Genomic DNA, 13,826 nt, shown 5'->3' with positions numbered 1-13,826 from the left:
CTTAATGACAAGTCGGAAAATCTAATTAAACAATAGGTTTCAATTGAATGCAGTGGTTAAACTCTGCACAATTACTAAGTATGGAAACCATGGCACGCGCAACAAGGAAATAACTATCTCATTAACAATTCTCTGGATGATAGGTACGCTGATGTCATTCAGCTTGATGGCCATCGGAGCGCGAGAGCTCAGTGGTAACATCAGCACTTATCAAGTATTGCTTGTACGAAGTGTCATTGGTTTGTGCGTCGTATCATTTCTGATCTTCGCGTCTCAGAAAAAGGAACTGTTTTCAACAAAGCGACTCCGCCTTCATTGCCTACGTAATGTCTTCCACTTTGGTGGGCAATTTGGCTGGTTTGTTGGAATTGGATTACTTCCTCTTTCGGAAGTGTTTGCGCTTGAATTCACCGTCCCACTTTGGACTGCTCTGTTAGCGAGTCTCTTTTTGGGAGAAAGCCTGACACTCAAGAAAATGATGGCGATTGCATTAGGGTTGCTAGGTGTTGTCATCATTGTTCAACCGACACAAGATGTTATAAGTGTTGGCGCTATTATCGTATTGTGTGCAGCGTTGTGTTACGCGGTCGCGCATACGTCGACCAAATCTTTAGCCAGTACCGAAGCTCCGCTGACCATCCTGTTCTACATGTGTTTAATTCAACTGCCGATAGGCTTGGTTCTATCTTGGCAAACGTGGAAAACACCCTCAGCATTAGAATCAGCTTGGCTGTCGCTCGTCGCCCTGTCTGCACTATCAGCTCATTATTGTTTGACCAAAGCCATGAAGAACGCTGAAGTGACTCTGGTGATGATACTCGACTTCTTTAGGCTGCCTGTTATCGCAGTTGTTGGGATTCTCTTGTATGACGAACCGTTAACGCTGGCTCTGATCATTGGTGGTGTGGTGATGCTGCTGGGTAATCTACTCGTAACCTACAAAGGCAGTCGTCATCCTTCATAGCAGATAAAAATGATAACAAAAGAACCCGATAGGAAAGGGAATATGTGCTTTCTTCAAGAAACCAAAATGCCCCACAACTTATTATAACTAGTGCTTAGGGCTATTTTGATGATCGCATCATGGTTAAAGCGTAAGCGTGAAAGTACTCCCTACACCCAACTCAGATTTCACGACTAAGGTGCCCTCAAGATTCTCGACCATGGCAAGCGCTAGAGACAAACCAAGGCCATACCCCTCAACGTTGCTGCGGCTGCTGTCGACTCGGTAAAGCCGTTCAAAAATCAAGTCCTGATACTTCTGGTCAATGCCAACACCAGAATCTTGGATGCTTATCGCAACCTTACCCTCTGCACTTCGCTCGACTTTGACCGTCACTCTTCCTTCGGGATCAGTGTACTTAATCGCGTTATCAATAAGGTTAACCAAGACTTGAGTCAACTTGTCTGGGTCTGACTGAACAACAAGGCCACCCTCACCTTCAACCACCAGCTCGATTTGTTTATCATCTGCGACATCTTCATACCAGCTCACCACGTTAGCAATCACATCAGAGATCTGAGTCGGAACCTTCTGCGGTATTCGTTTACCAGTCAGTTCGTCGTTCAACTTCATCAAGGCAGTTAGCATATTGCTTGCCTGCATCGCATGTTCAGAACAGTCTGCCAATGCTTCTTTCATCGCTTGTTGGTCGGCGTTATTCAGCAATGCTGTTTGGGACGCCAAAGTAATGCGAGACAAAGGGGTTCGAATATCATGAGCAATCGCATCGACGGTCGTATTTAAGGTTGTCGTTACATGCTGAAGCTTTGCAACTGCGGTGTGAACACTGGAACTGATCACGTTAAGCCCTTGCGGTATTTCAGATTCGGTTTCTGTCTTAGTGTCAGTGCTAGTAAACTCTAATTGCCCTTTTTTCAGCTTATCGAGTAGGTCGCCAAAGGTAACCAACGGCGACATAGCACTCTGAATGATGCTACGAGTAAATACCGCGGTCACTGCCACAAGTGCAAGCAACGCATACAAGGTCATTAGCCATTGATTGTAGGCGATAAAGTCTCTGGCTCGGTTATCTAAAACCAACCAGAAATCATACTGCTCCCCTTCAATAGATAGCGACATATAGGGACTAAAGATGAAGCTCTCTAACCACGATCGGTGGTCATTAATTTGGTAGCTGGAAAGAGGCTGTTCTGTTGATAGGTTTTGAGTTCCCGCAATGAATGTTCCCTCAGATGAAACGCCCTTCTCAACCTTATAAGCCGCAATACTGTTTTCGAGTAACCGATGAGGGTTGGCTTCTAACACATGAATCAATCGCTCACTCGAATCGTAAGTCAAAATACGCTGATACTCGGTCGACATCGACGTAAGGATCTTCTTTTCCGTTTGGTAAAGGTCGAAAAAGAAGATAGCCCCGACAATCAATTCCACCATCAGTAAGCAGAGCAGCAAAGTCGACATAAAGCGAACCAACAAATGTCTCTGCGTTTTAGCAAGCGCCTGTTCAATACTACGACTTGAGGACATAACCAACGCCTCGCAGTGTATGAATTAATGGCTTAGAAAAGCCCTTATCGACTTTGCTGCGAAGGCGGCACACGAGCACATCGACCACGTTGGTTTGCGGATCAAATTGATGCCCCCAAACATGCTCAAGAATCGCCGTTTTCGACATCACGATCTCTGGATTTTCGAGCAGCAACTTCATCAGCATAAATTCGCGCTGATTGATGGTGATCGTTTGTTGATCTCTTTGTAGCGTGTGTTTAAGCAGGTCTAGGTTCAGCGAATCGTAATGCAGTTCTAATGCTTGAGGTGTTGGTTGGTTTCCTCGACGCACCAAGGTTTGGCAACGAGCGAGCAGCTCAGGGAATGCAAAAGGCTTCACCAAGTAATCATCAGCGCCCGACTGTAATCCTTGCACTCGCTCTTCCACTGAATGCTTGGCACTTAATATGATGACGGGTGTCGCGTAACCCTGCCCTCTGAGTTCGGCCAACACTTCGAATCCGTCTTTCTTGGGCAACATGATATCGAGAATTATCACATCGTATTCTTCGGTTATGGCCTCATGCAATCCATCAACACCATCTGCTGAGTGCGTCACCGTTATCCCTTCTTGCTGAAAACCATTCACCAAAAATCTCGCGATATGAATGTCATCTTCAATCAATAGTATTTTCATTAACGTCCGTTTATCTGTTAGCCGTGGTCTGAATACACTCTATCAATATCCTTTCTCAAATATAACCAACATTGCAACTTTGTAAGGTTCTAGAAAGCCAGTCGTAATAATGCATTCGTTAGTATGAACCTGTTGATTAAAAGTGGCTTGTTCATACCAAACAAGCCCCTAGAACCAAATTCAATATTTAAAAACTAATTTTTTGAAAACAGATGATTTAACGGAGTAAACATGAAAACGACAAAACTCACTGTACTAGCGGCAACTCTTGGCTTCCTTAGCCTTTCTCACAATGCAATGGCGGCAGAAACACAATCGGTCTCTTTCACTCAAATATCATCAGAAGCGGCATTCAAGCTTGCCCATGAAGCCGTTAACCAATGTGAAGCCGATGGCTACAAGGTTTCTGCGACTGTTGTTGATTTGTCAGGCAATGTAATTGCTCAACTACGTTCTGATGGCGCAGGCATCCACACGCTTGATAGCTCACGCAAAAAAGCTTTTACAGTAGCTAGCATGAAGCAGCCGTCAGGTAACCTGATGAAGCTCATCGCTGATAAGCCAATCATGCAACCACTACAAAATATGGATGATAACTTGCTGTTCTTGGCTGGCGGTGTTCCAGTACAATTGAACAATGCAATGATTGGTGCGATTGGTGTAGGCGGCGCTCCGGGTGGTCATTTAGATGTTGCATGTGCTGAAAAAGCGATTAAGAAGTTCTTCTAAGCAAACTCATTTACTAGCCCAATTTGGTTATACCCTTGCCTCAAAAAATGCCTCGCACTTGCGGGGCATTTTTATTTCAGCGACATAAACACTCGTAGCCGTATTCACGCGATGGCATGACTAATAGCGTGAATACTCCATGTCAGTATTATTGATTTACAAAAGAGCCTCAAAACCTCTAAAGAAAAATACCGAGAAGCGATACAATGCTCGAGTTGCGAGGTCGCAGCATAGAATACCCATGCAAAGAAAGCCCATTAACACAAAACCTTAAAGTAGCCACACATGTCTAAAGAATCCGGTTTCACCACAGAATACACCCTCGACAAGACGTTTTTCGCAGAGTGTTATGATCAAACAAGCCTTCCGACTCAATTTCCAAAAGCCTATTTGAAAGGAATACTGTTTCTTGTTTTTGGTGTGGTTCTATTAGAGTTTGAACTATTACCGAACGGTTACGTTGGCTGGTTCTTTATTGTTTTGAGTGTGATTGAAGCATTCAGCGTGTATTGCAAACGAACCTGGTGGTTATGGCGACAAAAGATCAGCTCAGGCGCTGGTAGCAAAGTGGTCTTTACGGGCGATACTGATGGTGTGAGTTACAAAAACCGCAAAGCCATCAATACTATCGCTTGGAGTGACATCGACCAACTTGAACAGACCGATCTCGGCTTTATCCTTCATATTGGCAAACAGCGTCAATATGTGAGTAAATCTTGCTTAAGCGATGAAGCCATTGCATTCATGATTGAACAGCACGAAGCATCAAAAACAGACTAATCACATAAAAATGCCTGCCAATTTGGCAGGCATTTTTCTATCACCTTTATTTAGGTATAGCATAACCGGACAACACCAATGACTACCGTATACCAAATCAGTGATTGTCACCTTTCCGATAAATCCAGCTTTGAGAACCTGCGTAGAGCACTGGAATACGTCAACACAGACACAGAATGCAAAACCATTTTCCTAACGGGTGATATTTGTTGTAACCCAAAATCGGGCGACTACATTCGATTAGAGGCGTTCATTAGACAACACATTAGCGATAAGTCTGTTCACGCGATTGCGGGCAACCATGATGACTATTCCTTGATGCGCAAAGAGCTAAAAGGATCGACGATTTTCGTCACTAACAAAGCCACCATCTGTGAGCGAGAGTTTGTGTTTCTCGACTCGAGCTTCAAGCCACTTGATAGCCAGCATCCGCTCGGCTCAGGGCGTATCGATAATAGTGGCATGGCTCAGCTGAAACAGCGGCTCAGAAAAGCACATGCTCCAATCGTTGTCGTCCACCATCCTATCATTCCAGTCGGCTCTGAGTGGATGAAAGCCATCCGTTTGGAAAACGATACCAATGTAATGAAGGTTCTTCGCAAATATCGCGTGCGCGACGTTATTTGCGGTCACGGCCATGATGGAATAACTGTGACACAACAAGGAATAACCCAATATATGGCGCCTTCTACAGCCTATGGATTTGACCACACTATCGACGAATATAATCGTAGTGAAAAGATTGGATTAAGTAAGATCTCGCTCTCTTCGAACTCTATCGAATACCAAGCTATCTACCTTTAGAACTGAACTGGTATCCCAACAACAAAACCTGCCGAACATGGCAGGTTTTTCTTTATGGCGTGAGCCCAGCTCCATGCCCCCTTCAAGGAAAGGTTTCTATACTCTCAATTTATCAACTTGTGATTGAAACCAGCACAGCAGCGAAGTTTGGCGTTACACTGAGTAAGACACAGCACGCAAAGAGGTTTTATGACGTTTTCCCCTGCCATTCTACGTAAAATCTGGTACTCACCTTCGGTCAACCTTGGGCTTCGTGCCACCAGCGCCATTGTGCTGTTTCTCGGTTTAGGAGTATTGTTTGATCAAATCGCTGTCGCAATGACTGCTCTGATGACAATGCCAGCCGCTCTAATTAGTGGCCTTGATTCTGCGGGCCCAAAACGTTGGACGCGTTTTGCTATTACCGCCACCGCTTGGGGATCTACTCAAGCTGTCAGTTACCTACTACTTATTAGCGGGCTGCCTTTATGGGTAACCTTTGGTCTATTGGGTGCCCTACTTGCTAGTGCAGCAGTCAATGGTCCATTTTGGGGACGACTCGGCATGTCTAGCCTATTGATTGCTGTTGTCACCTTATCACTTCATAACTCCAACACAGCGCTCAGCTTGTACCCTATGCTGATACTTGGGCCTCTTACTTTCGCACTGTTTAGTTGGCTATGGTTTGCCCTGTGGAAGCACTATGCGTTACGTGTGTGCTTAGCAGCAATTTACGAGGCATTGGCGGACTACATTCAATATCGCCAAGAGTTCTTGTTAGGGGGTGAGAATGAAGCGTTAAAAAGACGTATAAAGTACCAACTTATCGAGTTGTTCCAACAGGCTCTTCAGTCTGAATCATTCCGCTCTAAACATGACGATGCTAGTAAGCTTCGAGAAGCACTATTCCTCGCTATCGATACGTTTGAAGTGGTAATGAGCAGCCATACCAACAATCCAGATCTGTTAAACCAATTTCAATCAAATAAGCACAAACGTGACTTGTTGTTAGTTTGGAGCCAGCATTGCCAACAAAGATTAAAACATAAAGCCAAGCAACTTCTGCACAACACCCATGAAGACATACAGCATTTAAGTTCGTTAGAACAAGAAGCCGATGATTTGATTGAAGCGGTGAAGCTGGAAGATCAACCTCGCTTCCGTTATTGGGCATTCGCCGTAAAACACATCTCACGTCGTATCGAGCTGAATGAACCCGCATATGAACGATCTTTTGAAGTGCAACCGTTCGAATTGTCTTTTCGTCTGCCAAAACGAGACAACCCTATTTGGCGGCACGTTACCCGTGTCGGTTTAATGTTTTCCCTTGGCGCAGGCATCGCAGAATACTATGAATTAATTCGCCCTGACTGGGTGCTTATCTCAATGCTGATGGTGATTCAGCCAAGCTTTTTAGCAACACGCAGTAAGACTTGGAAGCGCTGCTTAGGCACTGCTGCCGGCGTATTATTCGCGACATCTTTAATCCAAATAGGTGTATCGGCCACCACCATGATTGTGCTGATCGCCATTCTTTTACCCGTCGCTATGCTTAATATTATGCGCCACTACTCACTGGCCATTGGTTGTATTACCGCACTATTGATTTTGGTCTACCAAACCATGGCACATCAAGGGCTCGATTTTGCAGCGCCACGTTTGATCGATAACGTCATCGGAGGTGCGATTGTCCTACTGGGCTATGGTTTGCTATGGCCTCAATGGCGAGGTAAAGAGATCCACAATCAAGCGTTAAAAGCCTTGAGCAGTTCAAAAAGCTTGTTCGTGTATTGCTATGAACAACTTCAAGTCGATGCAGAACAACATGACCATATTGAACTAACCAAGCAACGTGCCGCCATGCTAACCGCAGAAAGCGACCTTGAACTCATCTATAACGAGATGCAGCAAGAACCAAGGCACACTCGCGCTGATCCTCACTACTACGAAGATATGTTGAGCCACTATCGTTTGCTAAGCCATTACCTCTGCTTACTCATTCCGCTTGTGAGAAAAGGTACCCAATACCAAGGTACCCAACAAATCGAAAACGTCATTCATAATGCTATGGATGCGTTGATCAACACCATCCGTGATAACCGCGTCCATGAACTGCCAACACTGAGTAACAAAACCGATACTGGGCACCCAACTTCGACAACTGGTCAGCAATCAGTAGAAGAGATCATCTGGTTGGCGCTGATGACAATAAAGCAAATGCATGATTTAGCTCGGCACAATCTTGAAAATGAAAAAGCTAGAAAGTTAGAGAGCTAGAAAGCTAAATACACAGGGCTATCGCCCCATCCCCACAAGTGGGTGGCACCTCGTAAACCTACCTCATTTGGGGACTATGATGCTCTGCGTAACTCACGGCGAGAAATAATTCGACAAGTCTTCTTATTGAGGGAGACTTTTCACTAATGCCATTATGCCTAGCAGTAAGAAAAGAGCGCCGCAGCATCGATTAAACATACGACCATTCGTTAATAACAACACTTTGACCTTGTCTGCAACTCTAGCCACCGCGAACTCGACAGCAAACTCAATACAAAGAAAGCTCAAGGTGATGACAACAAACTGAGGTAGAAAGGCTTTATCAGGGTTAATAAATTGAGCCAAGAACGCGGTAAAAAATAGTAAGACTTTCGGGTTAGACAGCGCAGCAAAGTACCCTTGTTTGAACAACTCGCGTGGTAACAATGTGACCTTTTCAGTTGTACCTTCAACGCTAACAGAGGGAGCAGAAAACAACGTCAGACCTAGGTATCCGAGATACAAAGCGCCTAGCCATTGCAGAACAATCATCAGCTTCGGCTCAGCCTCTAATATTGTTCCAAGCCCAAACATGGCAATCGTGATCAATAAGAAGAAACCACAAATCCCGCCATAGATCGTCCACATTGTTTTCTTATAACCAAATTGAGCACCATGGCTGAGTGCCAATAAAGAGTTGGGACCAGGGATACATGCAAGACCCAAAGCAGACAAAATAAACACGCACCACACTTCAAACGTCATAACTAACCTATAAAAAGACAACTTAACCTGTCGCTAGTATCCTTCGAAAATCGAATTGATAACGGTAATATATGGACGTAAAATATTACTATCTAGACATCAAGAGCCATTCCTATGAGCCAATCCAAAGGCGTCCGGTTTTTATTAATACCCTTGAATAATTTCAACATGTTCCCCTTCGGCGCGTTTCTAGACAAACTGCGCTTTTCGGCAGATGACGCAGATCTCAGCCAGCAACGCTATTGCTCTTGGCAGATAATGTCCCACACTCAAGGGTTGGTCACTTCTAGCAGTAACATCCCCATTATGGTTGACCTTACCCCTGATACTATCGAATTGAAGGACGTTAATTACGTTGTCTTATTTGGCAGTCGAAGTGCTCTGGAGTCACAACAACAGGCCGATCTTTATCGAACTTTTTTTAGAAAGGTGGTATCGACTGCTATCAACATTATTAGCATCGATAACGCTTGTTTTACACTTGCAGAGCTAGGGTTGTTAAACCAACATCAGGTCGTGGTTCACTGGAGGCATCATCATGAATTTAAAGCGACTTATCCCAAAGTGGTTGTGCGTGATGAGCAGCTTTATCACTTCGACAAAAAACTCATCAGTTGCACGGGGGGTAGCGCGACTATCGATCTTCTCGTCGCTATTTTGCAAAACCATGTCGGTCAAATCAAAGCTGAAAAAGGGTTAGCCGATATGCTTGTTGATGAGAGCCGCAGTAATCACCACCGTTTAAAATCCTCACAGCATGGCAATTACCAAAATCGACACGTCGACCGCGCAATCTCATTAATGCAGGAACATTTAGCACTAGGTACCACGGTAGATCAGATAGGAACGTTTATTGGCCTCAGCCGCCGACAACTAGACCGCCTTTTTCAACAACAGTTTGATGTATCTGTGCATCAGTATTGGCAAGAATTACGTCTACAGCACGTGCAGTGGCGATTAATCCATTCTAATCATAGCTTGATACAACTGGCGGATGAGATCGGTGTAAAGGACACCAGCTACCTGTGTAAAATTTTCCGCAAAAGATTCGGGATGACTCCAAACCAATGCCGTCGTAATTCCATGAGGCTTTAGTATAGAGGCCGGCTTACTGCAATTGAATTACTGTATTTACACTAGATTCTTGTCGTTAAAATGCCGTATGGTACAAACAATAAAATTATAGATACCTGAGGCCTTTGCCACAGAGACTCTCCATTTAAAACGAAAAGACTGACTATGAATTTTGATATCAATGCACTGAAACACCACCAACTGATCGAAGATGGTCAACTAGAAGGGTGCTACATTCATCATCCTGTACAAGGTAGTCAACAGGACGATAAAGCGGTTTTAGCAGAGCGCCAAGCACTGGAAGATCTAGGATATAAAGTGGTACAGGTTAAAGCGAAAGGCGGAACAACAACCTTTGCTGAGGCTATGCAAGAGCTTGCCAAGAAGACTGGCCACCAGCCGAAATAGTAAGTAAATGGATAAACGAGGATTCAAAATTCGATAACCGTAGTCTTCAAAAGTTTATTCGAAACAGATTTATTGCCACTCTCCGAAACCCAAAAGGCCTCGCACATGCGAGGCCTTAGTTTTCTATCTAGCGGTGCAGCTATTCTCTAACGATTACAGCTCCCTACGTCACTGACTTGGCTTATTGACGAAAGTTATTGAGTAAGCTGACTGAACTTCGGCAAGCTCTTCACAAACCTCTGGTGTACATCCATATAGGTTTGCATATAGATTTGATCGATACTGTCACCACTAGGGAAGCTCGATGAGAAATCGGCGTGTTTACGGTCAATCGACAATTTGGCCGCCTCGATAATATGAGCGATGAACATTCGCGGATCTTCCAAGCCAATAGAGATACGCATTGTGGTCGGTTTGATCCCTGCTTCATTGAGTGCCTCATCGCTTAGTTCTGAATGCGTTGTCAGTGCCGGACACAGCGCCACCGTATTAGTTTGCCCCAGGCTCACTTGCATGCCGATTGCTGGCTCAAGCATATCGAAGAACTGTTTGAACCCATCACGATTGATTGGCGCACGATCGCCGTTACCTTCCATATCGATAGTAAATAATGCCGCTGGCAATCCCAAATACATGTTGTTCTGACAATGTTCATAGTTATCGCTATCTGGCAAAGCAGGACACGATACGTTGATGTCAGGGTGAGCATCAAAAATCTTCGCCAGAGTCAGAGTATTAATGGTTTTCTGCACCACGCGCATCTCATACGTTTTCATACCATTGAGCACTTCGAACGCTTTGTCTGCATCTAAGAATGCGCCTTTGATGTAATACACATTCCAAAACAGCGTTTCGTTCCATGGAATAGTGACCTCATCGCCGTTGGGTTTGGTACAGGTGACCTCTTCTCCTTTTGGAACAAACATGGTCTCGTTGCGTCCGATGACTACCCCAGCGGTTGTGGTACCTGAACCCGCTAGTTCTTTGGTGTAGGAGTGAATGACATAATCTGGTCTTTCCATCACATCATCGCGTTTTAGTACTGGGTGCAACAATGGTGTACCCACTGTTGAGTCGACAATTACGTCCCAACCTCGAAGGTGACCAGCTTTACTGATGTTGGCTACATCTAACACGTACCCGTGCGGGTTACACGGTGACTCTAGGTAGACATAGATCTTCTTACCCGCGGCGAGGCGATCTGCGTATTTTTCAGCAACCTCATCAAGGCGAGCCGCAAACTCATCTCCTGAGTAACCATCGACCCACTCTACCGCAACATTTAGATTCGAAGGCTTGCCAAACCAATCTTCCAACAGCTGATAAGAACCGCCGTAGATATTGCGTGAGGCCAAGACAATGTCTTCATGCCCGAGCAAATGACTCAACAACCCATCAATAGCCGCCATACCGGAGTTAAAGTTCCATGCGAGGTACTCGTTAGCTCTGGAGCCCGCCTCAATGTCAACCATGTGGTTCGCCAGTGAAATCGATGTTGGGTTGAGAAGTCGAGAATAGATATCGTGTAGCGGCTCTTTACCGTTGAACGCGTCTTCAATCCATTCAGTACACGCAAACAAATAGGTCGCGGTGCGCGTAATCACTGGGCTTGCCGAGAAGATAGCAGCAACATTATCGAAGATAGGATACGCACCTTTTGAAGCAAAATTGCCATTATTGGTAGCAATAGATTGGTAAGTGGCGCGCATTGGGTTTTGCAGGTTATCGAGGATCTTAGCGATCTGGAATGACAAAAAACGTTTAGCGTTAAACCAAGCGATCCGGTCACTCTTGTCGAGATCTGATAAGCCATCAACCGTCAATGCCCAAAGATCGTGTGTCTTGGTATTAGCTTTGTACAGGGTCGTCGCCAGTTCAATCAGCGTGACGCCGTAATCACTATTTGGGTCGATACCAAAGTGTTTTGCCTGCTCAATGGCAAGAGCTTCTGCTTGTTCGTGCTTGGTGGTTTTACGCAGCGGGCTAAGTTGAGTTGAAGTATTCATAATTCCTAAGTCATTCCATGCTTGTTGTTCCTCCTTTAATTTTAGTTTTGCGCAGATGTTAAAAATTGCTATTTGCGAAGTAAGACATACACTTTGAGCAATAATATTGCCAAATGGAATTAAATATTGATGGAATATGCCAATGGATGAGATCGATAAAAGAATACTGGCTGAACTGCAAAGCAACGCTCGGCTTACTAATCAAGAGTTGGCTGATCGCGTGGCACTATCGCCCTCTCCTTGTTTACGCCGAGTTCGAGCATTAGAGAAGCAAGGGATTATTCGTGGCTATCACGCCAGTGTAGACCAAGAGGCGTGTGGACTGCCGGTTAATGTGTTTGTGTTGGTGAAGCTCGAAAAGCCAACAGAAGAAAACATGCGAGACTTTGAGCAGCACATTGAAGTGATTGATGAAGTATTAGAGTGCTTTTTGATGACAGGCAATCACGACTATTTGCTGCATGTGGTCAGTGAATCGCTCAAAAGCTACGAGCAGTTTATCCGTAAACAATTAACCCGCCTGCCCAATATTGCTTCTATTGAATCTAGCTTCGCCTTCGGTCAGGTAAAAACAAAAACTAAGCTGCCAGTGAGGTAAATGTGGGGCGCAGCTGTTTGGGTTTAAAGCTCGCTGGAGCATGAATTGCACTGAAAGAAATCGCCCCAATTCAGAGTTAGAACGTTCCGAAAAACCTAAAAGGCCTCGTAAACGAGAGGCCTTAGTTGTATCGTTCAGCAGTTGCAAATCAGTTCACTACTAACAAATGCGAAATCAACTTCCCCCTTCATATCAACTCATGAATTTTTCATAAGCGTCACGTTGCCATTCTGTAGAAAGGCAATAGTATCAAGGAGTTGACACATGCAGAACGATTTTCCCTTTAGCTGCTCCACTTTCACTTAAGCTGTAAGCTTGAGCAATGTCCTCAAACGAATATTCGTGCCCAACAATGGGACGCAGTCGACCATTGTCGACCCACTCCGCGACTTTTTTCAAATGACTACCATTAGGTTTAATGGACAAAAATCGCGCTTCAACACCGTATGATTTGGCAAGCTCCAAGTCTGGGTAGGTATTTACAGCTACAAGAATCCCCTTGTGTTTTAACACCGCGTAAGAATCCACCTGTACCTGACGACCAATCGTATCAAGCACTACATCCACATCGCTTACCACATCTTGAAAACGCACTTTTCGAAAATCAATCACTTCATCTGCTCCTAAAGACCTGACAAACTCGTGATCATTCTCTGCTGCAGTCGTAATCACGTAGGCTCCTTGGGCTTTTGCTAGTTGAACCGCGATAGCACCAAGGCTACCAGCACCACCATGAATTAATATACGTTGTCCTTTTTTTAGCTCCCCTTTTTCAAACAATGCCTGCCACGCCGTAATGGATGCAATAGGAAGTGACGCTGCAGAAGCAAACGAGACAGTTCTAGGCTTGATTGCAATATCAACAGCAGGAACCGCAATATATTCAGCATGAGAACCGTGCCTAGAAACCTCTGGCCGTGAATAGATGGCATCCCCCACCGCATATTTTGTTACCTTGGATCCTACTTTTTCAATGATTCCCGAAAAATCCCAACCTAGTGTGTGAGGGAATGACACTGGAATTAGGTCCTTCAGCTCGCCAGAACGAAGTAGCCAATCTAATGGATTAATCGAACTAGCGATCACTTTTACCAACACTTCTTCGTCAGTAATGGTTGGCTTTTCTACATCATCGATGGTTAGTACTTCAGCGCCACCATAAGTGTGTATACGAGCTGCTTTCATAGTAATTTTCCTCTTTTTCTACTGATAGTTTTCTTTCGATGACCATATTAGGTAAAGTTAAAACAACCCAGTAGACGTTACTTTTAGAATGAG

General features: G+C 44.7%; 13 protein-coding genes. 8 read left to right on the top strand and 5 right to left on the bottom strand.

All coding sequences use genetic code 11. The annotated features are described in order from the left end of the window. Nucleotides 1-151 precede the first annotated feature (151 nt). Entirely contained in the window at nucleotides 152-964 is an 813-nt protein-coding gene (locus tag IHV80_RS06650; protein WP_264158422.1) for a DMT family transporter, read from the top strand. A gap of 123 nt (nucleotides 965-1,087) precedes the next feature. Here the strand turns inward: IHV80_RS06650 and IHV80_RS06645 are convergent, their stop codons facing one another. Further along, nucleotides 1,088-2,491, bottom strand: coding sequence for a sensor histidine kinase (locus tag IHV80_RS06645; protein ID WP_192890508.1), 1,404 nt, complete (start codon nucleotides 2,489-2,491; stop codon nucleotides 1,088-1,090). Next, on the bottom strand, nucleotides 2,475-3,149 hold the full coding sequence (locus IHV80_RS06640) for a response regulator transcription factor (RefSeq protein ID WP_192890507.1): 675 nt from the start codon (nucleotides 3,147-3,149) through the stop codon (nucleotides 2,475-2,477). The genes IHV80_RS06645 and IHV80_RS06640 overlap by 17 nt, the downstream gene beginning before the upstream one ends. A 231-nt stretch (nucleotides 3,150-3,380) precedes the next feature. Between IHV80_RS06640 and IHV80_RS06635 the strand changes: the two genes are divergently transcribed. From IHV80_RS06635 to IHV80_RS06620, 4 genes are all read left to right on the top strand, one after another. Then, entirely contained in the window at nucleotides 3,381-3,878 is a 498-nt protein-coding gene (locus IHV80_RS06635) for a GlcG/HbpS family heme-binding protein (RefSeq protein ID WP_192890506.1), read from the top strand. Nucleotides 3,879-4,163: 285 nt separating this feature from the next. Further along, nucleotides 4,164-4,658: a YcxB family protein gene (locus IHV80_RS06630; protein ID WP_192890505.1), complete on the top strand. Its 495-nt coding sequence runs from the start codon at nucleotides 4,164-4,166 to the stop codon at nucleotides 4,656-4,658. Between the two features lie 78 nt (nucleotides 4,659-4,736). Next, nucleotides 4,737-5,462: a metallophosphoesterase family protein gene (locus IHV80_RS06625; RefSeq protein ID WP_192890504.1), complete on the top strand. Its 726-nt coding sequence runs from the start codon at nucleotides 4,737-4,739 to the stop codon at nucleotides 5,460-5,462. A gap of 189 nt (nucleotides 5,463-5,651) precedes the next feature. After that, nucleotides 5,652-7,718: an FUSC family protein gene (locus IHV80_RS06620; protein ID WP_192890503.1), complete on the top strand. Its 2,067-nt coding sequence runs from the start codon at nucleotides 5,652-5,654 to the stop codon at nucleotides 7,716-7,718. A 123-nt stretch (nucleotides 7,719-7,841) separates the two neighbouring features. Here IHV80_RS06620 and IHV80_RS06615 read toward each other — a convergent pair whose 3' ends face one another. After that, nucleotides 7,842-8,462, bottom strand: coding sequence for a LysE family translocator (locus IHV80_RS06615; RefSeq protein WP_192890502.1), 621 nt, complete (start codon nucleotides 8,460-8,462; stop codon nucleotides 7,842-7,844). Between the two features lie 114 nt (nucleotides 8,463-8,576). On the opposite strand from IHV80_RS06615, the gene IHV80_RS06610 reads away from it, so the two are divergent. Both IHV80_RS06610 and IHV80_RS06605 read left to right on the top strand, forming a co-directional pair. Beyond that, a complete protein-coding gene (locus IHV80_RS06610; RefSeq protein ID WP_192890501.1) occupies nucleotides 8,577-9,557 on the top strand; it encodes a GlxA family transcriptional regulator in 981 nt (326 codons plus the stop codon). 144 nt (nucleotides 9,558-9,701) lie between these two features. Further along, entirely contained in the window at nucleotides 9,702-9,944 is a 243-nt protein-coding gene (locus IHV80_RS06605) for a hypothetical protein (protein ID WP_192890500.1), read from the top strand. Nucleotides 9,945-10,138: 194 nt separating this feature from the next. Here IHV80_RS06605 and IHV80_RS06600 read toward each other — a convergent pair whose 3' ends face one another. Then, complete coding sequence (locus IHV80_RS06600) at nucleotides 10,139-11,950, bottom strand: PLP-dependent transferase (protein ID WP_192890499.1); 1,812 nt, start codon at nucleotides 11,948-11,950, stop codon at nucleotides 10,139-10,141. Nucleotides 11,951-12,092: 142 nt separating this feature from the next. On the opposite strand from IHV80_RS06600, the gene IHV80_RS06595 reads away from it, so the two are divergent. Further along, on the top strand, nucleotides 12,093-12,548 hold the full coding sequence (locus IHV80_RS06595; protein WP_060981796.1) for an Lrp/AsnC family transcriptional regulator: 456 nt from the start codon (nucleotides 12,093-12,095) through the stop codon (nucleotides 12,546-12,548). A gap of 249 nt (nucleotides 12,549-12,797) precedes the next feature. Here the strand turns inward: IHV80_RS06595 and IHV80_RS06590 are convergent, their stop codons facing one another. Beyond that, nucleotides 12,798-13,733 carry an NADP-dependent oxidoreductase gene (locus IHV80_RS06590; protein WP_192890498.1) on the bottom strand — a complete coding sequence of 312 codons (936 nt, stop codon included), beginning with the start codon at nucleotides 13,731-13,733 and terminating at the stop codon, nucleotides 12,798-12,800. Nucleotides 13,734-13,826 lie beyond the last annotated feature (93 nt).

Source organism: Vibrio bathopelagicus (assembly GCF_014879975.1).
GTDB classification, from domain to species: domain Bacteria; phylum Pseudomonadota; class Gammaproteobacteria; order Enterobacterales; family Vibrionaceae; genus Vibrio; species Vibrio bathopelagicus.
This window is presented reverse-complemented; position numbering and strand designations above follow the sequence as displayed.